The organism is Aneurinibacillus migulanus, from assembly GCF_001274715.1.
GTDB classification, from domain to species: Bacteria; Bacillota; Bacilli; order Aneurinibacillales; family Aneurinibacillaceae; genus Aneurinibacillus; species Aneurinibacillus migulanus.
This window is the reverse complement of record NZ_LGUG01000013.1, coordinates 17305-40813: the sequence shown is the minus strand read 5'-3', so window position 1 is coordinate 40813 and position 23509 is coordinate 17305. Positions and strand designations below refer to the sequence as shown.

At 45.3% G+C, this 23509-nt stretch carries 21 protein-coding genes and 1 riboswitch; of the genes, 3 read left to right on the top strand and 18 right to left on the bottom strand.

Features of this window, described 5'->3' with window-relative positions; translation table 11 throughout:
• Positions 1-2 precede the first annotated feature (2 nt).
• From purS to AF333_RS32475, 6 genes are all read right to left on the bottom strand, one after another.
• On the bottom strand, positions 3-251 hold the full coding sequence (gene purS, locus AF333_RS29370) for a phosphoribosylformylglycinamidine synthase subunit PurS (RefSeq protein WP_021622188.1): 249 nt from the start codon (positions 249-251) through the stop codon (positions 3-5).
• The gene (purC, locus tag AF333_RS29365; protein WP_043067088.1) at positions 244-963 is read right to left on the bottom strand and encodes a phosphoribosylaminoimidazolesuccinocarboxamide synthase; all 720 of its coding nucleotides are present in this window, start codon (positions 961-963) and stop codon (positions 244-246) included. The genes purS and purC overlap by 8 nt, the downstream gene beginning before the upstream one ends.
• 122 nt (positions 964-1085) lie before the next feature.
• The gene (purB, locus tag AF333_RS29360; RefSeq protein WP_043067087.1) at positions 1086-2381 is read right to left on the bottom strand and encodes an adenylosuccinate lyase; all 1296 of its coding nucleotides are present in this window, start codon (positions 2379-2381) and stop codon (positions 1086-1088) included.
• 1 nt (position 2382) lies between these two features.
• A complete protein-coding gene (gene purK / locus AF333_RS29355; protein ID WP_043067086.1) occupies positions 2383-3537 on the bottom strand; it encodes a 5-(carboxyamino)imidazole ribonucleotide synthase in 1155 nt (384 codons plus the stop codon).
• A complete protein-coding gene (purE, locus tag AF333_RS29350; RefSeq protein WP_043067085.1) occupies positions 3534-4022 on the bottom strand; it encodes a 5-(carboxyamino)imidazole ribonucleotide mutase in 489 nt (162 codons plus the stop codon). The genes purK and purE overlap by 4 nt, the downstream gene beginning before the upstream one ends.
• 378 nt (positions 4023-4400) lie before the next feature.
• A complete protein-coding gene (locus AF333_RS32475) occupies positions 4401-4490 on the bottom strand; it encodes a sporulation protein YjcZ (RefSeq protein ID WP_080787832.1) in 90 nt (29 codons plus the stop codon).
• 78 nt (positions 4491-4568) lie between these two features.
• Between AF333_RS32475 and AF333_RS36475 the strand changes: the two genes are divergently transcribed.
• Positions 4569-4826, top strand: coding sequence for a hypothetical protein (locus tag AF333_RS36475; protein WP_161806158.1), 258 nt, complete (start codon positions 4569-4571; stop codon positions 4824-4826).
• A 303-nt stretch (positions 4827-5129) separates the two neighbouring features.
• Here AF333_RS36475 and AF333_RS29345 read toward each other — a convergent pair whose 3' ends face one another.
• From AF333_RS29345 to AF333_RS29305, 9 genes are all read right to left on the bottom strand, one after another.
• The gene (locus AF333_RS29345) at positions 5130-6254 is read right to left on the bottom strand and encodes a response regulator (RefSeq protein WP_200894942.1); all 1125 of its coding nucleotides are present in this window, start codon (positions 6252-6254) and stop codon (positions 5130-5132) included.
• A gap of 30 nt (positions 6255-6284) precedes the next feature.
• The gene (locus AF333_RS29340) at positions 6285-8096 is read right to left on the bottom strand and encodes a sensor histidine kinase (RefSeq protein ID WP_052812182.1); all 1812 of its coding nucleotides are present in this window, start codon (positions 8094-8096) and stop codon (positions 6285-6287) included.
• Between the two features lie 196 nt (positions 8097-8292).
• Complete coding sequence (locus tag AF333_RS29335; protein ID WP_043067083.1) at positions 8293-9669, bottom strand: NCS2 family permease; 1377 nt, start codon at positions 9667-9669, stop codon at positions 8293-8295.
• A gap of 41 nt (positions 9670-9710) precedes the next feature.
• Positions 9711-11249 (bottom strand): glutamine-hydrolyzing GMP synthase, encoded by a 1539-nt coding sequence (gene guaA / locus AF333_RS29330; RefSeq protein WP_043067082.1) that lies wholly within the window; start codon positions 11247-11249, stop codon positions 9711-9713.
• 137 nt (positions 11250-11386) lie between these two features.
• Positions 11387-11488: riboswitch (purine riboswitch) on the bottom strand.
• 240 nt (positions 11489-11728) lie between these two features.
• Positions 11729-13357, bottom strand: a complete 1629-nt coding sequence (gene groL / locus AF333_RS29325; RefSeq protein WP_043067081.1) for a chaperonin GroEL — start codon at positions 13355-13357, stop codon at positions 11729-11731.
• 87 nt (positions 13358-13444) lie between these two features.
• Positions 13445-13726 (bottom strand): co-chaperone GroES, encoded by a 282-nt coding sequence (groES, locus tag AF333_RS29320; RefSeq protein WP_040302848.1) that lies wholly within the window; start codon positions 13724-13726, stop codon positions 13445-13447.
• Between the two features lie 300 nt (positions 13727-14026).
• Positions 14027-14815, bottom strand: coding sequence for a twin-arginine translocase subunit TatC (gene tatC / locus AF333_RS29315; protein ID WP_043067080.1), 789 nt, complete (start codon positions 14813-14815; stop codon positions 14027-14029).
• 64 nt (positions 14816-14879) lie between these two features.
• Positions 14880-15371 carry a MogA/MoaB family molybdenum cofactor biosynthesis protein gene (locus tag AF333_RS29310; protein ID WP_043067079.1) on the bottom strand — a complete coding sequence of 164 codons (492 nt, stop codon included), beginning with the start codon at positions 15369-15371 and terminating at the stop codon, positions 14880-14882.
• A 109-nt stretch (positions 15372-15480) separates the two neighbouring features.
• The gene (locus AF333_RS29305; protein ID WP_043067078.1) at positions 15481-16071 is read right to left on the bottom strand and encodes a 5-formyltetrahydrofolate cyclo-ligase; all 591 of its coding nucleotides are present in this window, start codon (positions 16069-16071) and stop codon (positions 15481-15483) included.
• 81 nt (positions 16072-16152) lie between these two features.
• Between AF333_RS29305 and AF333_RS29300 the strand changes: the two genes are divergently transcribed.
• The gene (locus AF333_RS29300) at positions 16153-18093 is read left to right on the top strand and encodes an ABC transporter ATP-binding protein (RefSeq protein WP_043067077.1); all 1941 of its coding nucleotides are present in this window, start codon (positions 16153-16155) and stop codon (positions 18091-18093) included.
• A 104-nt stretch (positions 18094-18197) separates the two neighbouring features.
• Here the strand turns inward: AF333_RS29300 and AF333_RS29295 are convergent, their stop codons facing one another.
• The gene (locus AF333_RS29295; RefSeq protein ID WP_043067076.1) at positions 18198-20399 is read right to left on the bottom strand and encodes a hypothetical protein; all 2202 of its coding nucleotides are present in this window, start codon (positions 20397-20399) and stop codon (positions 18198-18200) included.
• Positions 20400-20611: 212 nt separating this feature from the next.
• Positions 20612-21673, bottom strand: a complete 1062-nt coding sequence (tsaD, locus tag AF333_RS29290; protein ID WP_407638706.1) for a tRNA (adenosine(37)-N6)-threonylcarbamoyltransferase complex transferase subunit TsaD — start codon at positions 21671-21673, stop codon at positions 20612-20614.
• A gap of 220 nt (positions 21674-21893) precedes the next feature.
• Between tsaD and AF333_RS29285 the strand changes: the two genes are divergently transcribed.
• On the top strand, positions 21894-22976 hold the full coding sequence (locus AF333_RS29285) for a VanZ family protein (protein WP_043067074.1): 1083 nt from the start codon (positions 21894-21896) through the stop codon (positions 22974-22976).
• A gap of 74 nt (positions 22977-23050) precedes the next feature.
• Here AF333_RS29285 and AF333_RS29280 read toward each other — a convergent pair whose 3' ends face one another.
• Positions 23051-23398 (bottom strand): DUF1904 family protein, encoded by a 348-nt coding sequence (locus AF333_RS29280; protein WP_043067073.1) that lies wholly within the window; start codon positions 23396-23398, stop codon positions 23051-23053.
• Positions 23399-23509 lie beyond the last annotated feature (111 nt).

Genomic DNA, 23509 nt, shown 5'->3' with positions numbered 1-23509 from the left:
TTTTACGCCTCCACCAATTCGAAACGATAATCTTCGATGACCGTATTAGCAAGCAGCTTTTCGCTCATTTCTTTCAAGCGCTCTTCCGCCGCCGCGCGGTCTGCGACATCGAGTTCGACTTCCATGTATTTACCGATGCGAACATCGCTTACTTCATCAAATCCGAGGGAATGAAGCGATCCTTTTACGGCAGTTCCCTGCGGGTCAAGTACGGATTCTTTCAGTGTGACATATACAACGGCTTTAAACATGCGTTTCTCCTCCAATACGTTTTAAGATTTCTTTATAAGCGTCTTCCACATTGCCTAAATCACGACGAAAACGATCTTTGTCCAGCTTTTCCATCGTATCTGCATCCCAGAAACGGCACGTATCCGGGGAGATTTCATCAGCCAGAAGAACCTGCCCTTCTTCAGTGCGGCCGAATTCAAGTTTGAAATCAACTAAAGTAACACGGCGCTCTTTCATATATGGGACCAGCACCTCATTAACGGTAAGCGCCATCTCGCGTAGCAATGCACGTTCTTCTGCCGTTGCTATCCCGAGAACATCGATGTGAGAGTCGTTCACCAACGGGTCACCTAGCGCGTCATCCTTATAATAGAACTCAACAACCGGCTGCGGAAGAGCCGTCCCCTCCTCCATTCCGAGGCGCTTTGCGAGAGAACCGGCCGCGATATTCCGCACTACTACTTCAAGCGGAATAATCGTGACCTGCTTGACCAATTGCTCGGTCGCCGATAGCTCTTCAATGAAATGATTATCAATGCCTTTCTCTTTCAGCATGCGAAAGAAAATGGAAGTAATCCGGTTATTCAATTCACCTTTGCCCATAATTTGAGCTCTTTTTTCTCCATTGAAAGCGGTAGCGTCGTCTTTATACTGCACCCAAAACACGCCTGGTTCACTTGTGCGGTAAATTCGTTTCGCTTTTCCTTCATATAGCATTTCTAGCTTTTCCATCGTCTCTCTCCCTCCGGCTCTTCGTTTTCCGGTTGTTTCCATAATACTTCGAACTTTCTTGCTAGGACAGGGACGGCATGACGCCGTACTGTTGACGAGCGTCATGTATCCTGCTTCATTTGTTACAGTCCCAAACGGTTAAAAATCGTATCTACATGCTTGATGTGCCAGTTATAATCGAAGCAATCATCAATTTCTTCCGGCGTAAGCATCGCTTTCACTTTCTCATCAGATTCAATAAGCTCACGGAACTGTCGCTGCTCTTCCCACGCCTGCATCGCGCGCGGCTGTACTGTATCATACGCTTCCTCACGGCTCAGCCCTTTATCGATGAGCTTCAATAACACACGCTGGGAATAGATAAGGCCAAATGTACGCTCCATGTTACGCTTCATATTGTCCGGGAATACCGTCAAATTCTTCACGATATTGCCGAAGCGGTTTAGCATGTAATTAATCAACTGCGTTGCATCCGGCAGGATTACGCGCTCCACAGAGGAATGCGAGATGTCGCGCTCATGCCAGAGCGGTACATTTTCATATGCGGAAACCATATGGCCTCGAAGAACCCGGGCAAGACCTGACATATTCTCACTGCCGATAGGATTACGTTTGTGCGGCATCGCGGATGAGCCTTTTTGTCCTTTGGCAAACGCCTCTTCCACTTCGCGCGTTTCACTCTTCTGCAAGCCCCGTACTTCTACCGCGAACTTATCGATGGAGGTCGCAATCAAGGCAAGTGTTGACATATATTCAGCATGACGGTCACGCTGTAGCGTCTGCGTCGAAACCGGCGCCGGTTTCAACCCTAGCTTCTTGCACACATACTCTTCTACAAACGGATCGATATTAGCATACGTGCCGACCGCCCCGGAGATTTTACCGTAAGCAATCGTTTCCTTCGCGCGACGGAAACGTTCGAGATTACGCTTCATCTCTTCATACCAAAGCGCCATTTTTAGACCGAATGTTGTCGGCTCGGCATGTACGCCGTGTGTACGGCCCATCATGACTGTATATTTATGTTCCTGCGCTTTTTCTTTTAGTATATCTACAAAACGAACAAGGTCCTGTTCAATAATATCGTTCGCTTGCAGCAACAAATACGACAGCGCAGTATCAACTACATCAGTGGATGTAAGACCGTAGTGAATCCATTTCTTTTCATCGCCTTCAATCGTTTCAGATACGGCACGCGTAAAAGCAACTACATCATGGCGTGTTTCCTGCTCGATTTCATAGATGCGATCTACATCGAAGCTGGCATTCTTCCAGAGCTTCTCGACATCCTCCTTCGGAATGATACCGAGTTCAGCCCAAGCCTCACATGCTAGAATTTCGACCTCAAGCCATGCCTTAAATTTGTTTTCTTCCGTCCAAATCGCCGCCATCTCCGGGCGGGTATAGCGTGGAATCATGTTACATATCCTCCTTCATCTGCTCCCAAATTTGCAATTGTTCTATTTTGCTTAAAGCAGCTTCGACCGACCCGGCCAGGACATTAATATGTCCCATTTTTCTCTTCGGTTTGCTGTCTTTTTTACCGTATAGATGAAGCTTGGCCGAGGGGGGAAGCTTTTCTATTTTATCAAGAACAGGGGCAAGATGCTCGCCCAGAACATTTACCATAACAACCGGGGACAAAAGCTCTGTCTCACCGAGCGGCAAATCGCAAATCGCTCGAATATGTTGCTCGAATTGTGATGTTACGCAAGCGTCCATCGTATAGTGACCTGAATTATGCGGACGAGGAGCCAGTTCATTGACTAATACGTGGCCGTCCTCCGTTACGAACATTTCTACAGCGATGAGACCAACTACTTGCAGTTTTTCCGCAATCGTTCCGGCTAATTCTTCAGCACGTTCCGCTATGGCTTGTTCAATACGCGCAGGCACAATCGACAGGTGCAAAATGTTCTCACGATGGACGTTCTCCGCTACAGGAAATGTCTTTATTTCACCGGAAACACTGCGCGCCGCAATAACCGAAATCTCTACAGTAAAAGGAATGAATTGTTCGATAATAATCTCGGTGCCTGCTTTTGCTAATTCACGGTATGCTACGGCCGCCTCTTCCAGTTTACGGATGACGTACTGTCCTTTTCCATCGTATCCGCCGGTCGCCGTCTTCATTACCGCAGGCAAGCCCAATTCCTTCACAGCACTCTCGGCATCCGCTTCACTCTCGATGACAAGGAATGGAGCGACAGGAATACCGTAGGAAGACAGCGTCGATTTCTCGCGGATACGATTCTGTGTAATGCGCAGCAGTTCACTACCTTGTGGCACGTATGATTTTTCTTCGAGGACCGCCGCGACATTCGCATCTACATTCTCGAATTCGTACGTAATAACGTCACTTGCCTGTGCCAGCTCCAAAGCACCGTCTACATTGTCATAGCCTGCTTCTACATGCTTATCGCATACTTGGGCGCATGGACAATCTTCTGTCGGATCCAGAGTAGCGAATCGATATCCGGATGCCCTGCCTGCCAGTGCCATCATTCGTCCGAGTTGACCGCCACCTAATATGCCGATAGTCGCTCCTGGTTTGATTACTTTTTTATTGCTCATGGCAGTTGGCTTCCCTCCAGCACCTGTTGTTTGACCTTCTCCCGACGTGCCATAAAACGTTCCCGAACCTCTGGATATTTATTACCAAGAATTTGCGCTGCTAGCAAGCCGGCATTCGTCGCGCCAGCTTTTCCGATAGCTACCGTAGCAACAGGTACACCGCCTGGCATCTGTACGATAGACAGAAGAGAATCAAGTCCGTTCAGTGTTGAAGACTTAACCGGTACGCCAATGACCGGCAGCGCCGTTTTTGCCGCTACCATTCCCGGCAAGTGCGCTGCACCGCCAGCGCCCGCAATAATGACCTCCAAGCCTCGTTCTGCTGCTTGTTCTGCATATTCAAACATCAAATCCGGTGTCCGGTGCGCAGAGACAACCCGTTTCTCATACGGTACTTCCAACTCTTCGAGCATCAAGCATGCTCCTTGCATGGTATCCCAATCGGACGTACTTCCCATAATGACGCCCACCAATGGCCGATTCATTCGCCACGCCTCCTACACACATCAATTTGCATTCTTATTATGTTCTCTTCATTATAAAATCCGTGCCGCAACCTAGGGCATGGATGCAACAAAAAAAGCCCAAACGGTAGATTTCCCCCAGCACAGTGAGAAACCTACCGCCTGGGCTTTTATCCCTACGGTGTAACGTGCTATTGCACGTCTGAATCGCTCGGACCGAATGCCCCGGTGGCTTCGGAACCCTAGATTCACTTTCCACTCAATTCATCCTTAGTTTAGCAAGGGTTATACGGTTCGTCAAGTAAATTACCGAACATTTAATTATCCTAACCACATAATATTCGTTATTAAAGCAAAAAAGCTGCCTGTACAGGCAGCTTCTCTCAGCTAAAAGCTAGATTAATCGCAAGCGCATGCGATGATTACGAGCAGGATGAACAGCACAAGAATTACACCGATTACATCGTCCCCGTTGAAGAAACCTCCCATGAACTTCACCCCTTTCCATCATGTATGCATCTATGGAGCGTCTATTAATCACAAGCACATGCGATAATTACGAGCAAAATGAACAGCACAAGAATTACACCGATCGCATCGTTATCACCGAAAAAGCCCATAGACGTTCCTCCTTCCTTAATCTGGCGTCTGCAGGTTAGGTGGAAGCGGATATTCCCTATCCGTGCTATACTCTATGCGTTTTACAAACATAAGGATTGGACGCCCGCCTATTTATTTCATGGAAGCAGAAAATCAGCAGGCGTCTATCCGCTCAGATTAATCGCAAGCGCATGCGATAATTACGAGCAGAATGAACAATACTAAAATCACGCCGATATTATCTCCCCATCCTCCAGAACAACTCATTACCTTCACCCTTTCCTTGTATTCATGTGAATTGTGATTCTTATCAATCACAGGAGCAAGCAATCACTACTAGTAGAATGAATAGGACAAGAATTACCCCAACGTTATCTCCGCCGTTCCAGCAGCTCATGTCACCTCACTCCTTTCGACAAGGACTTTGAATCACTTGACATGCTACATACTATGTCTTGGACGGGTAGACGGTTTGGACTTCCGCCCAGTTTCAGACAAAAAAAAGAGCCCTCTTCAGGCTCTCTACCATTAATCTTGATGTTGACTTTGAATACGAGCAATTTCAGACAGATTGTCGAAAAAAAGCTGGACAATCCGAGGATCAAAATGCGTGCCACTCCCCTGATGGATAATCTCGTACGCTTTTTCATTCGAAAATGGCTCTTTGTAAGGGCGGCGGCTTGTCAATGCATCAAACACATCCACTACGGCTACAATTCGGCCGCTCAGCGGGATATCTTCACCGGAAATCCCATATGGATAACCGGAACCATCATATTTCTCATGATGGGACAATGCGATTTCGCTTGCCAGCTTAAGCAACGGCGAATCCGATCCGCTTAGGATTTTATGGCCAATTAGTGTATGCTCCTTCATCTTCTCGAACTCTTCTAACGTCAATTTCCCTGGCTTAAGTAAAATATGATCGGGCACACCGATTTTTCCAATATCATGCATCGGACTTGCCTGAACGATTAAATTTATCTTATCTTCGCTCATCCCCATCCCGCGGGCCAGTACACCGCAGTAATAGCTAATGCGCTGAATATGCGCCGCTGTTTCTGGATCTTTGAACTCTGCGGCTGATGAAAGACGTTCAACAATCTCCTTATGGCTGTCTTCCAATTTATTATTCAGCAATTGCAATTCCTGAAGCGCTTTCTCCAATTCGGCTGTCCGGCGCACCACTTCGTTTTCCAACCGCTGTTTCGTGACGGCCATCTGCTTATAATAATGGCGCATACGCAGAAGCGTATGCACTCTGGCATACAACTCATGCTTATCAATAGGCTTATTTAAAAAATCGTCACTGCCTTCTTCTAATGCTTTGATTTTATCTTCTTTGCTATCGAGAGCCGTCACCATGATAACGGGAATGTACCGTTCTTCTAATGCTCTAATCTCACGCAACACTTCATATCCGTTCATGTCCGGCATCATGACGTCGAGCAGAATCAAATCAACATCTTCGCTCTCCAGAATCATCAGGGCATCCGCCCCGGTGCATGCGGAAAATATACGGTACTTCTTCACCAATAAAAGTTGTTCGAGCACATCAAGATTATATTCTTCATCATCGACAACAAGAATGGTAGATTGCTCCAATGTTACGTTCATTTCCGCGGGATTATCGACAAGCGAAAAAAGATTCATGGATTCCGCACCCCCTGTCAAGTTTTCTTTCTACTGTTCATGAAATACATCGCTGAGATGAATGCTAAAGCGGGAACCTTGTCCTTTTTCACTTTCTACGCAAATACTTCCGCCTAAAAGCGAAACGAGACGAGCAGCAATGGAGAGGCCAAGTCCTGTTCCTTTATATTTACGGGCAAGCGAACCATCAATCTGCTTGAACGGCTCAAAAATAGCTGTTTGGTGTTCCTGTAAAATTCCTACACCTGTATCTTCAACCTCGATTATTATATCTCTTGCTCGACGGGATAGACGCACTATTATAGAGCCCCTCTCGGTAAATTTGACAGCATTGGATACAAGATTCATAATGATCTGCTTGAGTTTTTGCTCATCACTTCGAATCCAAATATCCGTCTCTCCTTCTATAGAAAAGACGATCGGTCGCTCTCCACAAAGGGTTTCAGCATTATGCATACAAAATTGCAGCAATGTTCGCATATGGACAGGTTCGATTGTTGCATTCATCTGCCCCGCCTCCATCTTAGATAAGTCAAGAATATCATTAATGACCCCAAGCAAATGCCTGCCGCTCTCATTAATCCTTTTGACATTCGTTATCTGCTTGTCCGGTACGGATCCTCTTAGAACATCTATTACTATATCGGAGTAACCGATGATTGCATTTAGCGGTGTACGTAATTCATGACTCATCGTAGAGAGAATTTGACTTTTTAGTCCGGCAGCTTCCTGAGCCACCTGTCTTTCTTTCTTTAGCTCTTCAATATAATGCGAATTTTGGAGTACCATGGAAAATGCTCGACTGAAGCTCCTCATGATTTCCCCGTCTTCTCTTGTGAATCTGAGTGCGCCGACTTTATCGCGCAGGCAAAAATAGCCTGCCGTCTGTCCGTCGATAAAAATAGGAACTCTCATGGATGAACATTCTTCTGTATATTCCTTTACAGACTCGCCTTCCCTATAATACCCCGCCGGAAATATCCGTTCTTTCCCCTCCCTTTTTGCATGAATAACCAGCGTTACCACTTCTGCACCAATAACCTGTTTTACCGTCGCCACCATATCCTCAAGAAACATGTCGGTCAACTCCAGATTGCCGTACAATTTCTCCAGTAGTAGATGTAAGGAGAGTAACTGAGAATGCTTATGCTGTAGTAGATGGGAATAAAATTGTCGAATCATAAGAATAAGCATAATAAGTGGGACTCCGACCACAATACTGATGATAAAGGCCCGTTCCCAAGCATCGTACAGTGTAATAGCGCTACCAATCGTCTTTGAGATGATATAGACAAACAGTGTCGTTGTAACGAAGATACCGATAATCGCCATCCCAACAGCCATTATAGCTCCCTGGTTCCAACCAGCGTTTCTAAATTGAACTGAGAACCCAAGGCGGTATAAATAATCGTATATCCGCACTAACAAGCCGAAGTAGAATGGAGCATATGCGGTTATCATGACACCCATACAAATCAAGAAAATAAGAACAGTGTCCTCTTGCCTGCCGTTCCCCCAATAGGTAACTAAAAAAGAAAGAAGAAAAAAAGAAAGCATACTGTGCATCATATACTCATGTAAGATGCGGTGGAATGATACGTGGATAAGTCCGCTTTCTTGTTGCTTTTCTACGACGCGCAGCCACTTGTGATATCGCAGCATAAACAGCGAGCAAAAGAAAGCCGGAGAGACAATTATGAATACTTCCAGAGACGGTTTACGCAGCAGATTTTTCAATTGATACAGATGCAAGAGGTCAGCGGACAAAGCGAATATGGCGCTTAGCAGAATAGGAACGAGGAAGCCAGCGCTTATCCAAAGCACCATTTGTTTTTTTCTCATAGTTCTCCCGAGTGAATGCACTTTATTATCACGGTATAATAGTATCATGGAAATACATTTTCTAACTGAATTATAGCACTATTTTCACATGAATTTTCGTAAATATAAGAAAAACCCGGGGGAGCTTTCACTTGTCCTTTTTCCATAAAAAAAAGCGGAAGAGGTCAAGATATCCTCATTCCGCTTTTTCAAGAAATTATGCATTAATGTCGATGAATAAAAACCTTGCGATAATAAGAACGGCAAGCACCCACATAAGCCAATGGATTTTATTTTTGCCGCCTACCAAATTATTGGCAGATGCCAGAACTACATAGAATACGATCCCAAAGGAAATGCCGTTGGCAATAGAGTTCGTAAGCGGCATGAAAATAATGGTAAAGAATGAAGGAATCGCATATACCATGTCATCCCATTCAACGCCACGTACCGCTCCCATCATTAATACACCTACAACGATCAGTGCCGGTGCAGTCGCCGCAGCCGGAACGATTAGCGCAAGCGGAGCCAGGAACAAAGCCAGAATAAATAAAATTCCGGTCGTAACAGAAGTCAATCCTGTACGTCCACCTTGTCCTACCCCAGCCGCACTCTCTACAAACGCCGTAATGGTGCTTGTACCAAGCATCGCCCCAAGGCTAACACCACCCGCATCCACAAGCATCGCTCGTCCGATTTTCTTCTTTGCGTCCGGCTTATCAAGCAATCCTGCTTTGGCTGCGGTTCCCGTCAATGTACCGAACGTATCAAACAACTCTACAAACGTAAAGGTAAACACAATAGTCAGCAAACCGGCATTCAACGCGCCAGCAAAATCAAGCTGCCCGATCGCTAAGCTGCTAAAGTTCGGTACCCATTGGGCATTCTGCAACGATCCCAAATTGGTTACGCCCATCGGAATACCGATTAACGTTGTTATAATAATACCAATTAGAATGGCAGCCTGTACGCGCATAACCATGAGGATACTCGTAATAAGCAACCCGATAATCGTTAGAAGAATCGCTTTATGCTCCACGAAGTTTCCAAGCTGTAAAAGCCAGTCGTTAGCTGTCATCTCCGTAAATGGCTTCGCTCCCTCTTGACCAATATAGAAGCCTGTTAGAAGTCCGCTGGTTTTAAATCCGATAATCGTAATAAATAAACCAATACCAACCGTAATAGCGGCACGTAACGACTCCGGCACCGCATCCAGGAGCATCTGGCGCACTTTCGTAATAGTCAGAATGAAAAAGATAATACCGGAAATAAACACAGAGGCCAGTGCAATCTGCCATGTAATCGCTCCACCCGAACTCATGACCACAGCGGCAAAGTATGCGTTAAGCCCCATACCTGGCGCAAGTGCAATCGGATAATTAACAAACAGGCCCATCATGATCGTGACAAGCCCCGCCCCAAGGGCGGTGGCCACGAACACGGCATTGAAATCCATGCCCGTGGCACCTCCGGCCGTCAGAGTAAGCGGGTTGACAATCAGAATGTACGCCATCGTAATAAATGTTGTTAAACCAGCGATAATTTCCGTGCGTACGTTCGTATTATTTTCTTTCAGTCTGAAGAATTTATCCATCTTCTTCTTTCTCCCTTTTTCCTCTTCTCGCTTCTAAACGATTATTCCCACTCGATAGTAGCCGGCGGCTTGGAAGTAATGTCATATACAACACGGTTAACATGCGGCACTTCATTGACGATGCGAACTGAGATTTTTTCCAATACATCATAAGGAATACGAGCCCAGTCGGCTGTCATGCCATCGATAGACGTTACAGCACGAATACCGATCGTATAATCATACGTACGGCCATCTCCCATTACACCTACGCTGCGCACATCCGGTAGCACAGTGAAATATTGCCAGATATCCTGTTCAAGGCCGGCTTTCTTAATTTCATCACGCAGAACAAAGTCGGATTCACGTACAATTTCTAGCTTCTCTTCTGTAACCTCGCCCAATACGCGAATGCCGAGACCCGGTCCCGGGAATGGTTGACGCCATACAATTTCATGCGGCATACCGAGCTCTTCGCCCACCTTGCGCACTTCGTCTTTGAAAAGTTTATTCAACGGCTCGATTAAATCAAACTTCATATCTTCCGGCAAACCGCCCACATTATGATGGGATTTAATAGTCTGTGCTGTTGCTGTACCACTCTCGATAATATCGGTATACAGCGTACCTTGTGCCAGGAAGTCCATGTCCGTTAGCTTGCCTGCTTCCTCTTCGAATACGTAAATAAATTCATTACCGATAATTTTGCGTTTCTTTTCTGGATCGGAAACACCTTTAAGTTTGCCCAGGAAACGTTCACGTGCATCGATTTTGATGACGTTCATATTGAACTTATCTGCGAATGTTTCCATTACGCCTTCAGCTTCCCCTTTACGTAACAGGCCGTGATCGACAAACATACATGTTAATTGATCGCCGATCGCCTTATGGATGAGTACGGCCACCACTGAAGAGTCTACTCCACCGCTCAAGGCACATAATACTTTCTTATCGCCGACTTTCTCGCGGATTTCGTTTACCATCATATCGATGTAATTCTCCATTGACCAGTTGCCTTCACATCCACACACTTCGAACAGGAAATTCTTCAACATCTCATTGCCTCGTACGGAATGACGCACTTCAGGATGGAATTGCACTCCATAGAAGTGCTTCTCCGGATGGCTAATTGCCGCTACCGGACATGCCTCGTTGCTGGCATCAACCCGGAACCCTTCCGGCACTTCAATTACTTTGTCGGTATGGCTCATCCACACAGTTTCCGTTTTGTCCAAACCTTTAAAGAATGGGGAATCGTTGTGAATCGCGATATCAGAACGTCCGTATTCCCGCACATCGGCGCGTTCCACTTTCCCTTTCAAATTGTGCGACATCATCTGCATGCCATAGCAAATACCAAGGATCGGCAGGCCCATGTCATAAATGCGCGTATCACATTGTGGAGCACCTTCCACATATACGCTGGCCGGTCCGCCCGAGAAGATGATGCCTTTCGGATTCAGTTTCTCCAGTTCTTCTACCGGAGTATTATACGGCATCAATTCACTGAACACACCAAGATCCCGAACGCGGCGTGCAATTAACTGGTTGTATTGTCCCCCAAAGTCGAGAACAACAACTAATTCTTTCGGCTTGTCCATCTTCTTAAAATCCCCCTCTTTGTAACTTGCTGCGCTAAGGAGCATTCAGCATTATTCTCATCTTAGCATGTTTTATTTTTCCCTGTAAAAAATAAAAAACCAGGTGCATCTATATTTTGATACAGAGGCAGAAACCTGGCATAGGTATCTGTCCTCATAGTCGAACCATTTACGGCGGTTCGGTAGAAACTTTCAGGCCGTATCCCCGATATTATATGAGGTCATTTAGATGTAGTAGTTATAACGAGATTAGTTTACCAGAGGCATAGGAAAAGTCAAGCACTAAAATATGAAAGTTCTGGATGTTTTCCATTGTAATGTTCGTGTTTTGGCGAGGAAAATTCCATTTTGCTCCTTATGTTCGTAATAAACCATAAGTATCGTTAAGAAAAATCTGAATACATGCGTATCGCTTATATCTGTATCATGCAAAAAACCCCTCCGATTTATTCGGAGGGGTTTATCCCTATGGACGGGGATTACATCATTCCCATGCCGCCCATTCCGCCCATGTCAGGCATGCCGCCACCTTTTTCCGGTTCCGGCTTGTCGGCTACAACCGCTTCGGTTGTCAGGAACATAGCTGCAACAGATGCAGCGTTTTGCAGCGCAGAGCGAGTTACTTTCGCAGGGTCAACGATACCAGCTTCGATCATGTTTACCCATTGTGCTGTTGCTGCATTGAAGCCTGTGCCTACTTCTTCTTTCTTCAGACGCTCAACGATAACAGAGCCTTCAAGACCAGCGTTAGCCGCGATTTGACGTACCGGCTCTTCCAGCGCGCGCAGGATAAGGCGTACGCCAGTTGCTTCATCATCTTCCGCTTGAATTTCAGCTACTTTGTTGTAGATGGATACAAGTGCCGTACCACCACCTGCAACAATACCTTCTTCAACAGCTGCACGCGTCGCGTTCAACGCATCTTCAATGCGAAGTTTTTTCTCTTTCAATTCAGTTTCAGTAGCGGCACCAACTTTAATAACCGCTACGCCGCCTGCCAGTTTAGCCAGACGCTCTTGCAGTTTTTCTTTATCAAAATCGGACGTTGTCGTCTCGATAGCAGAACGGATTTGGTTTACGCGAGCTTCGATGTTCGCTTTTTCACCAACGCCTTCTACGATTGTCGTATTTTCTTTTGTTACGACAACTTTACCCGCTTGACCCAATTGTTGCAGGGAAGCAGATTTCAGATCCAGACCAAGATCTTCTGTAATAACCTGACCACCAGTCAATGCAGCGATATCTTCGAGCATTGCTTTGCGGCGGTCGCCAAATCCAGGAGCTTTTACCGCTACCGCAGTGAATGTACCGCGAAGTTTATTCACAACAAGCGTAGCCAGTGCTTCGCCTTCTACATCTTCAGCGATGATAACAAGCGGCTTGCCTTGTTGTACAACTTTTTCTAATACAGGAAGGATTTCCTGAATGTTAGAGATTTTCTTATCTGTAATTAAGATGTACGGATTATCAAGCACCGCTTCCATCTTGTCAGTATCCGTAATCATGTACGGAGAAGCATATCCGCGGTCGAATTGCATACCTTCTACAACGTCAAGTTCCGTTGTGAAGCCTTTGGACTCTTCTACTGTGATAACGCCATCTTTGCCTACTTTCTCCATCGCTTCAGCAATCAGTTGGCCGATTTCTTCGTCAGCAGCAGAAATAGCCGCTACTTGTGCGATAGATTCCTTGCTTTCGATCGGCTTAGAGATCGCATGCAATTCTTCTACTGCTGCACGAACCGCTTTTTCGATACCTTTACGCATAACCATCGGGTTTGCACCCGCTGTTACGTTTTTCAAGCCTTCGCGAATCATCGCTTGAGCAAGAACTGTAGCTGTTGTCGTACCGTCACCCGCTACATCATTTGTTTTGGTTGCAACTTCTTTAACCAATTGTGCACCCATGTTCTCGAATGCATCTTCGAGTTCGATTTCTTTTGCAATGGTTACACCATCATTTGTGATTAACGGAGAACCGAATTTCTTTTCAAGTACAACATTGCGACCTTTAGGTCCAAGCGTTACTTTTACTGCATCTGCAAGCGTGTCAACACCGCGGAGCATCGCGCGACGCGCCTCTTCGCTAAAACGAATGTCTTTCGCCATTTTTCGTTCGCCCTCCTAAAATATGTAGTCATTCTATACGTTACCTGAACGGTGAGAAATCGTATATCAAAATGCCGTTCTCAGTGATTACTCAACAATCGCGAGAATATCGCTTTCACGCATGATTAGAAGTTCTTTATCGCTGTACTTCACTTCTGTACCAGCGTATTTAGAGTAAATCACGCGGTTGCCTTCTTGAACTTCAAGCGCAATACGCTCACCGTTCTCAATGCGTCCGTTTCCTACAGCAACTACTTTGCCTTCCTGCGGCTTTTCTTTCGCTGTTTCCGGAAGTACGATTCCGCTAGCAGTTGTTTCTTCTTTTGCGATAGGTTCGATAATCACACGGTCACCCAATGGCTTTAACACTGAAAACAACCTCCCTATTAAATGTCTTGTTAGCACTCAACCTCACTGAGTGCTAACACAATTATTATAATATATATTTTATTTCCTTTTTGCAAGCCCCGGATTGCAAAAAAATTTCCTTTTCCATTCTGACCACTTTCACAGAGAAATATTCCTTGGCAAGTACCACCCCTTCCTTAATAATAGAACGATTACTTACTGTGAGAATTATCAGAACTCAGAATAAGAAATATAGATATCATTTTCTTATTCATAAAAAAAGAGAGCCGGAAGGTTCGGCTCTCTTATCCCTTTTTCTATCTATTCTCTATCGACATGCAGTACAGCGTCTTCCTCTTTCTCGCCATAGAATTCCTGTTCCCATGCAGCGTCTTCCCGCAACTGCTTACGATAAATGAAGCGGGAAATTAAGACGCTAATCTCATATAAAATTACCAAAGGCAAAAACACGCTCAAATGGCTTACAAAATCGGGCGGTGAAATCAGCGACGCCACGATAACAAGCGCAAGATAGGAATATCCGCGCATCTTCTTCATACGCATTGGATTCAAAATGCGCAGGCGCGTCAAAAACATCACAACAATAGGAAGCTCAAACAACAGCGCCAGCGGAATCACAATGTTAAACATAAAACCGAAATACTGCGCCAGACCGAATGTCTCTACTACGCCCAACGTTTTGGAGAATTTTATCATGAACGTAATGATCATCGGAAATACAAGATAATATCCGACAGCAAGTCCAGTTAAAAACAGCAGGAATGCCGGCGCAATAAAAATTCCGGCCGCTTTCCGCTCATGCGGGCGAAGTCCCGGAGAAATAAAGCGCCACAGATGATACAATATAAAAGGCAGCGTAATAATGAGCGCAATGACAAACGAGAACTGCATATACACACGCAGCCCGTCCGCAATGCCAAATACGTGCCACTGAATACCTGCGTCTTTCTTAAAATAACGGACCACCGGCTCCGCATATGCAAATCCGCCGATAAATGCAACGATGAAAATAATCGCTACCCATATCAGACGGCGCCGGAGTTCACCTAAGTGCTCTACAAGTCGCATCTCTTGATTTTGAGTGCTCATGCGCTGTTCAAATCCTCTCTTAGACACACAGCTTTTGCAAATCGGCTACACAATCGTTATCCACTTAAATATTTACGTTCTCGTTTGTTCCTTGAACAATGGACAACGCGGAAGAAATCTGGTCAGCAATCGCCACAAAACACCATTCCATACTCGGAAGACTGCCTGGCAGATTAATAACCAAAGCGTTGCCGCGCGTGCCCACGATCGCCCGCGTTAGCAGCACCTTGCGTGAATGCTGCATGGAACAGCGACGCATCTCTTCTGCCAACCCTGGGACAGAGCGATCAATAACTAGCTCTGTTGCTTCCGGTGTTACATCTTCCGGACTCAATCCTGTACCGCCAATGGTGATTAACAAATCTACCCTCTCACGGTCGATAAGCTCAATCATATTCTCTTTCAGCATCTCTATATTATCAGGCGACACACGATGATACGCAACAGCTACGTTAAGATTATGTTTCAGCAGCGCTTCTAGCTTCGGAAAACAGTCATTCTCCCGCTCCTTGCGATACACCGAGTTGCTTGAAGTGACGACCCCAATTTTCCACATTCAGGTAACCCTCCGTTATTCACTAATAAAATTCAATAAAAGTCTAATTATATTGTACTATAACCTGTCACTGTTGTGTCGATTTTTACACATCAATACAGTGGCAAAATCATGAACACGTAATCACTCTGCTTTCTGTCACAATTTTATCTACCTTTTGATCATGTGCTTCAATAGACAAAAATGGAACAACCTGCATCTCGTAGCAGACAGCAACAAGCGGAGGTACATGTGAAAGTCCGGCAAAAAAGCGATCATAAAAACCGCCCCCATAACCGAGACGCTCTCCCTGCTCAGTAAACGCTACGCCCGGAACGAGAATGACATCGAACGGGTCACCATGCCAGGGATCGCCTTTTGTCTCGTCCGGCTCGCGGATGCCATATGCTCCTTCGATAAGCGCATCCCATCCTGTAAAACGATACGGGAGCATCTTCTTTTCCTTCATATATGTTTTAGGCACGTATACGCTTTTACCTAGCTTATCACACTCAGCAATGAAACGATCCAAACACACTTCCTCTCCGAACGAAAGGAATGTAAACAGACGCTGTGCCGCTTCCACTTCCGGCACAGCAAGCAAACGACGTATCACTTCTTCCGAACGGCGATCTCGTTCATATAAAGCGATATCTGCTCTCTGCTTGAGAATTTGTCGGCGCAGCAGGCGCTTACTTTCTTTTCGTTCCTCGACGTTCATGTTTTTCTCCCTTCATCAGCTTTCTAACCCCCGCGTTTTGAGATACACTAGCAGTGGACGAACTATAGAGGTGAATAATTTATGATCTTACTGCAAGCATTGAATATAAGCAAATCGTTCAGCGCGAGTCCCGTGCTGTCCCATACTAATATGGTACTGCAATCCAGGGAAAGAGTGGGCCTAGTCGGCGTAAACGGGGCCGGAAAATCTACGCTACTCAAAATCATTACAGGTCAAATCCTGCCTGATGAAGGCGAAATTCAGAAAGCAAAGGACACCACACTCGGCTATCTAGCGCAAGATAGCGGCTTGGATACGGATCGTACCATCTGGAATGAGATGATGACCGTATTCATTCATTTCAAAGAACAGGAAGCAGAGCTCCGCCGAATGGAAGAACAAATCGCGGACCCTGCTATCATCGCAAACGAGACGCAACATGAAAAGTTGATGAACGCCTACTCCCATCTCGTCGACCAATTTAAGCAGGAGGGCGGGTATCAATACGAAGCGTTGACGCGTTCTGTTCTGCATGGCATGCGTTTCTTCCCGGAGAATTATGATACGCCAATCGATCAGCTCAGTGGCGGACAGAAAACCCGCCTCGCTCTCGCCAAGCTACTATTGATGGAACCGGATGTACTTATCCTTGATGAGCCAACCAACTATCTTGATATCGAAACGCTCGGCTGGCTGGAGAAATATCTACTGAATTATCCCGGTGCCCTGCTAGTCGTATCACATGACCGCTTCTTTCTCGACTCGCTCGTCAACATTGTGTATGAACTGGAACGGACGCATGTTACGCGCTATGTCGGCAATTACACAGATTATCTTATTCAGAAAGGCGAACGGGTACAGCAGCAAATCAGACAATACGAAAAGCAGCAAGCCGAAATCTCCCGTATCGAAGAATTCGTGCAGCGCAACATCGCCCGTGCATCTACGACAAAGCGCGCACAAAGCCGCCGTAAAATGTTGGAGCGGATGGACGTAATGGATAAACCACTCGGTGACTTGAAGAAAGCACAGTTCTCGTTTGATATTACTAAAGTAAGCGGAAACCAGGTGCTGACACTACAAGATGTAAGCATCGGATATGAAAATGAGCCACTCGCCCAGCATTTGACTTTCGAGATCACCCGCGGAGAACGCGTAGCATTGCTCGGTCCGAACGGTCTCGGCAAATCGACTCTATTAAAAACGATTGTAAACCGATTACATCCCTTATCTGGCACGATTGCTTATGGCAGCAATGTCATGCCCAGCTTCTACGATCAAGAACAGGAGAGCTTGAATCCGACCAAGCAGGTATTGCATGAACTATGGGATGAATATCCGACGATGCAAGAAAAAGATGTACGTACCGTACTCGGTAATTTTCTATTCAGCGGCGATGATGTATTAAAGAAGGTCGGAGAACTAAGCGGTGGGGAACGTGCCCGCGTCTCGCTAGCTAAACTCATGCTACAAAAAGCCAACCTGCTAATTCTTGACGAACCGACCAACCATCTGGACCTGTTCAGCAAAGAAATTCTTGAAGAAGCGTTGGAGGATTATCCAGGTACTATCCTGTTCGTCTCGCATGACCGCTACTTCCTTAATAAAATTGCAACACGCGTGCTTGAACTGACGCCAAACGGCGTAATTTCCTATCTTGGAAACTACGACTATTATATTGAGAAGAAGGAAGAACTTCAGGAATTACAATCCGCAGCCCTGGCACCGGTCATACAGACCGAGGCGGAGGAAAAACAAAACGATACGTCTTCTTCCAATAAAGAGAAGTTTCGTCAGGATAAAGAAGCTAAAAAAGCGGAACGTCAACGACAACGGCGTATTGAAGAATTGGAAGAGCTAATTGGAACGCTGGAAGAATCGATCGCTTCTCTTGAAGAAGAACTATGCAAACCGGAAGTGTTCCAGGATCATGAGAAAGTATTAACATTCAATGAAGAATTGGAAACAAAGAAATCAAAGCTAGAGAACTGTCTGGAGGAATGGACAGAGCTTCAGGAATAGCATCGGAAATAACAATACCAAAAGAGTCCAGCCGTACAGGTCGGACTCTTTTTGATTGGCTTCTTTGTGGATAAAGGACGAGCGAAGGCGCCCACGAGTTTTTCTTATGTGTTATTATCTATCATCCTATACAACAGGGGAACCAATGCATATAGAATTGCCAGAGAAGCAGCAATGATACCAGAATCGTTCAGCAGCAACGCTATCAGCGCACCGAAAGAAATCGTTTTTATTCCGGCCGTAAAATACGGATAGTGCTTTGTAATGTTTCGTACCTGTTCGTTCTTGTAATAGATGAACAGCAAACAGACGAGAAGGCTAACAATAAACAGCTTACTCCATATCGAGGCAAGTATGAGTCGCCAATTCATTATCAGCTTCCGCTCGATAATGCGTCCGATTTCAGGCCAATTTCCTTTCATTAGCTCAGCAAATGCGCGACCAATATGTGATTGTTGTTCATCGGCCATCTGATAGTTCACCATAAAAAGCAAACCAGCCGCCGCTATCCCCGTTACTAATAAAACTATAATATACCGCTTTCGCCAGACCATTCCGGAAAAGGCAGGTATACCATATAAAAGCACAGCCAGAAACACAAAAATCCCCCCCGCCTTACTGCCTCCTTGTGGCCAAGCCATATAAAGGACCATTGCTATACAGATGACGATTAGTAGGGCAGGTATATAGCGACACGCATTTTTCCTCCATAACTCTCCGGCCATAGCGACGCTCAACACCGAACCACCGAGCAGTACGCCCATATATTCATTACCAATGCCATAGTAACGTGCACCAATCACCGGATCATACCCCAGATAAGATCTACGGATAAGCTCTCCACCTGTGAATCCATCTAAGAGCGGTGGAAGCCAACTAACTAGCCCCACCCCAAAAAAGCAAGCGGCAAACGGCAGTCGGCGTAGCATAATCGAAATCCCTATGCCTACGGCGCTTAACAACAATGCAATGACAAAAGGGGACGGTGACCCTGGCAGCAAAGGAAGCAGCAGCAAAAAAAACGGAATCAGAAGTATGAATAGTAAGACATAAGGAAGCCAACGTATCCACTTTCTACGTATCCGTTCGTTTCGCTCTCCGAAGAATAATATCAGAACAGAAAGGATAATAATCGCAATCGTCACACCTACATACGGATACAGCACAGCAGGGCGGGTGGCATAAATGTAGTCTATTGCCTCGGCAGTCTTCCAGAACCACTCGTGCGAGAATGTATGATCTACCGTCAGAGCCTGTCCTTTCATTGCAGGAGGCAGCGATACGCCTAACCAGACAAAGATGGAGGGGGCGATGTCAATATTAGCAGCGAGTCCGGGTTGACGGGTGGTTCCAGAGGTCAATACTCCTCCGTCTCCCCCATTTTCCCACAACACAATAGGTGCCATGCGCTTTTTATCAGCAATATCGCTGTCTGGAAGCGAAGCCGACAGCAAGAGAATGCGCTGGTTATTCTCCCTTTTCAAAGCCAACTCTCCAGCAAATGTTATGATCTCCTCTACTACCCGCTGGCGCAATTCCATATATCTCTTTGTGTCCAGTGAATTTTTATGCCTTGCAAGGCGTTCCAGGTCTCCCAATTCCGCTACGACGAGTCCTTTTCCTTGCGATTTCCAATTTCGGATATGGTATGCCAAAAACGGGTAATCCGTTTTTTTTCCACCTGGAAAAAGCGAAGTGTGAATAAGCGTTTCTTCCCCTATCCATCCTTGTGGAGTGATGCCTTTTCTGTTCATCGTCAGCATCCCTCCCAAACGGCTAGGCTTGCCCTCTACGTCACTATTACCGATAACAGCCCGTTCAACTCCATGCTGCTCTAATGTTTCTCCTAATAAACCAGGAATGGCCCCTGTATTCCTCTGCTCATTATTTTCCATAAGAACTGGAATATACGGCAAAAGAATGGTTCCATTCCGCAAGCCCGACGGCATTTCTCCTGTATGAATGTAATAGAGCGGCACTGCTTCTGCGTGCTTCTCGCTGCTTCTGTACGCGTATCGGCCCCATTCAGTGCCCGCCGCACGGACTCCCGCGCTTATCGTCGTTATATTGTGGATATCTTTTAAAGAAACCGCTGTACGTATATTCAATTCACCAATCGCTGCTTGTTTCAACAAAGGAAATGCATTGCTCTGATATATCATGTGGATATCTTCGCGAGTTAACTGCGGAACCAGCAGGACGATAACAGAAGGGCGGTTTTGTGCAAGAATAGTTGTGGTAAACATCAAAAAAACGGATAAAAAAACACCGCAGAATCCAACAGCAAAAATCGCCTTTTTTCTCAATCCATCGTCCTCCTTTTCCACATACCCACACACTTATTCACACTTTTCAACATCTAAAATACTGATATAATAGGTTATCCACTATTTTATCCACATTATCCACATTGTTGTGGATAACGTTATTCAGCATTTTATTCATCATCATTCTACTGATTTGACAAAATACGACTTTTTCCAACAAAAAAGGCAACCCTTTTTATAGGGTTGCCTTTTTATTGGAGCGGCAAACCGGGAATGCCGTTTAACGACATATCTGCCAACTTGCCTTTCTTATATTCAATATAGCCTGCGCCTGCAATCATTGCGGCATTATCTGTACACAGCGACAGTGGTGGAATAATCAATTCTACACCTTCTCTCTCCGCACGCTCGGTCAATGCCCCGCGAAGTCCCTTATTGGCCGCCACACCCCCGGCTAACAGCAGCTGCTTCACCGGACGCTCTCGAATAAGTCTGAACGACTTATCCACAAGCACTTCCACAACCGAATCCTGAAAGCTGGCAGCAAGCGTTTGCGGCTCAATCGTCTCCCCTCGTTGCGCTGCATTATGCAGTGTATTAAGTACCGCGGACTTCAGACCGCTAAAGCTGAAATCATATGTTCCTTCAAGCCAGGCACGCGGCAGCGGGATAGAAGGTATCCCTTCGTGTGCAAGCCTGTCAATATGAGGACCGCCCGGATATGGAAGTCCAAGCGATCGTGCCACTTTATCGTATGCTTCGCCTACCGCGTCGTCCCTTGTCTGTCCGATAATCTCATATGCCCCATGCTCTTTCATATAAACAAGCTCCGTATGTCCCCCGGATACTACAAGCGCCACAAGCGGGAACTCAAGCTCTTTTACAAATCGGTTAGCATAAATGTGGCCTGCAATATGATGCACACCAATAAGCGGAATACCACGCGCAAATGAAATCGCTTTGGCGGCCGCTACGCCTACAAGAAGTGCCCCCACCAATCCGGGTCCATATGTTACCGCAATTGCATCAATATCATCGAATGTACAATCCGCTTCCTGCAATGCTTGCTCAATAATCACCGTAATATTCTCTACATGATGCCGTGAAGCCACTTCAGGCACGACCCCTCCGAATCGTTTATGACTTTCAATTTGAGAGGAGATTACATTGGAAAGAATAACGGTACCGTTTTCGATAACAGCAGCGGACGTCTCATCACAGCTCGTCTCGATGCCAAGAATACGTATGGGTTTATTTGCAGCGAGCGCTTCTTCACGCCGTTGATAAACCTTCTGTTTCCAATTGTTCGTCATCATATTTCACCCACGTTTTGAAATTCTGTATCCACTTACACTAAAAACATTGTACTACAGTTCTTTGTTCGAATATGTACACACATCTTACAAAAACGTAAGAATAATGAAAGCCAAATCAATGTTTCAATTATACATTACTCACTATAATGTAGCTGAGTAATACTTAATGAAACACTATATAAACGCTTTATTTTTGAATTGAAAGTGGTTGATATAAATGTTAGGAACTTATTTTCTCCCGATTGGCTATGCATTATTGACATTCCCACTTCTCGCATTTTTCTTTACGTTACCATTCCTCATTGTACAGTACCGCAAGTATGGATATGTAAACAAAGTTCGCAGTCTTGTGCTCTACTCGCTTCTGCTATATTTACTAACCGCCCTTTATCTGGTTATCTTGCCCTTGCCTGCGACAACTCACACGTGCATAGGTGCAAGCTCTTCATTTACGCAATGGATGCCGTTTCAGTTCGTTCAAGATATTGTACGAGAAACAAAGGTACGGATTAACCAACCCACCACATACGTTCATCTATTCAAGGAACGCGCATTTCTTCAAGTAGTATTCAACATATTGCTGCTTGTTCCGTTGGGTATGTTCTTACGTTATTATTTCCAGCGCAAGCTATTTCTTGTGGTAGCCGCTGCCTTCGGACTGTCCTTGTTTTTCGAGATCACGCAAGGGACTGGACTATATGGCATCTATGATTGCCCATACCGGTTATTCGATGTAGACGATCTCATGCTTAACACGCTGGGCGGCCTGCTTGGTTACGCGCTCGCACCATTGTTGACGCTCATCCTGCCTCATCCAAAGCATCTTGATGATTATGTGGATTTATCAGCCACACGTGTATCTTATATTCGAAGAATTATCGCCTTGCAAATTGACTGGTTCATTTTGTCTTTTCTCGTTGCTTTGTTTTGGGACCCGGAAAGCCCACTGGGTCTTGCCATACCTATGTTTGCTTACTTTGTTCTGCTTCCGTATGCCACCAACGGACGCACACTCGGTAAATTTATTGTACGCATTCGTCTGCAAGGACAAGGACCCAAACTTAAGCTACAAGAGATTATCATGCGATATGGAGTCTTATACTTTGCCGTCGGCGGATTGCATTACCTATTCATTATCGGCGCTTCTCTTCAATTTCATCCTGTTGTACTCATACCTTTGCTGTTGGTACTATTTATGGTAGACATTGTTTTGGTCGTTCATGTGTTGTTTACTGTATTCCGACGTGATAAAAAGCTGTTTTATGAGACATGGAGTGGAACAAAGAACGTAATCACATAATTTATGATAAATAACCACCCGGCCTGTTTTCAGACTAGGTGGTTATTTACATAAAAAGATTTTTTAATTAACACTTAGGAAGAAGATGACACTTCTATTTTCGGAATTTCCTTTAATGGACGTCCTTCTTTGTAATAAAGTGAAGGTGTTAGTATAACAAAGAAAATATGGACATTTGTATACCCATGCTCTTTTAACATGTCGTAAAGCATAGAGGCAAGTGCATCATGCTTTTTCTGTTCTCTTTGGAACATAAGGATTTCCAGGCTTGGAGGCGTATCCGTTATTTGTTCGACGGTAAGAAGCTCGATTTTCACGATGTCCTTCGGAATGCTGGCTATGTGAGAGAATTCCTTAATAAGTGTCGGAGAGATTGTTTTAAGAAGGGTACTATCGAACCCTTTAAAGCGCAAAAATGGCATATTTCTTTTCCTTTCCGTACATATGTCTGCAATGGATTTGTATATCCTTTACGAATAAATTATATCACTACCTCACTTTTTTGTAGTTTGTATTAACTGCTATCCGCACAT

Bases quoted from the DNA above. Each gene is read 5' to 3' on its own strand.
- groL (WP_043067081.1), bottom strand. From the start codon at position 13,357: ATGGCGAAAGACATTCGTTTTAGCGAAGAGGCGCGTCGCGCGATGCTC.
- purB (WP_043067087.1), bottom strand. From the start codon at position 2,381: ATGATTCCACGCTATACCCGCCCGGAGATGGCGGCGATTTGGACGGAA.
- purC (WP_043067088.1), bottom strand. From the start codon at position 963: ATGGAAAAGCTAGAAATGCTATATGAAGGAAAAGCGAAACGAATTTAC.
- AF333_RS29340 (WP_052812182.1), bottom strand. From the start codon at position 8,096: ATGAGAAAAAAACAAATGGTGCTTTGGATAAGCGCTGGCTTCCTCGTT.
- AF333_RS29300 (WP_043067077.1), top strand. From the start codon at position 16,153: ATGATCTTACTGCAAGCATTGAATATAAGCAAATCGTTCAGCGCGAGT.
- AF333_RS32475 (WP_080787832.1), bottom strand. From the start codon at position 4,490: ATGGGAGGTTTCTTCAACGGGGACGATGTAATCGGTGTAATTCTTGTG.
- tsaD (WP_407638706.1), bottom strand. From the start codon at position 21,673: ATGACGAACAATTGGAAACAGAAGGTTTATCAACGGCGTGAAGAAGCG.
- purE (WP_043067085.1), bottom strand. From the start codon at position 4,022: ATGAATCGGCCATTGGTGGGCGTCATTATGGGAAGTACGTCCGATTGG.
- AF333_RS29280 (WP_043067073.1), bottom strand. From the start codon at position 23,398: ATGCCATTTTTGCGCTTTAAAGGGTTCGATAGTACCCTTCTTAAAACA.
- purS (WP_021622188.1), bottom strand. From the start codon at position 251: ATGTTTAAAGCCGTTGTATATGTCACACTGAAAGAATCCGTACTTGAC.
- AF333_RS29310 (WP_043067079.1), bottom strand. From the start codon at position 15,371: ATGTGGAAAATTGGGGTCGTCACTTCAAGCAACTCGGTGTATCGCAAG.
- AF333_RS29285 (WP_043067074.1), top strand. From the start codon at position 21,894: ATGTTAGGAACTTATTTTCTCCCGATTGGCTATGCATTATTGACATTC.
- tatC (WP_043067080.1), bottom strand. From the start codon at position 14,815: ATGAGCACTCAAAATCAAGAGATGCGACTTGTAGAGCACTTAGGTGAA.
- AF333_RS29335 (WP_043067083.1), bottom strand. From the start codon at position 9,669: ATGGATAAATTCTTCAGACTGAAAGAAAATAATACGAACGTACGCACG.
- guaA (WP_043067082.1), bottom strand. From the start codon at position 11,249: ATGGACAAGCCGAAAGAATTAGTTGTTGTTCTCGACTTTGGGGGACAA.
- AF333_RS29345 (WP_200894942.1), bottom strand. From the start codon at position 6,254: ATGAATCTTTTTTCGCTTGTCGATAATCCCGCGGAAATGAACGTAACA.
- AF333_RS29305 (WP_043067078.1), bottom strand. From the start codon at position 16,071: ATGAACGTCGAGGAACGAAAAGAAAGTAAGCGCCTGCTGCGCCGACAA.
- purK (WP_043067086.1), bottom strand. From the start codon at position 3,537: ATGAGCAATAAAAAAGTAATCAAACCAGGAGCGACTATCGGCATATTA.
- AF333_RS36475 (WP_161806158.1), top strand. From the start codon at position 4,569: ATGAACAGCACAAGAATTACACCGATCGCATCGTTATCACCGAAAAAG.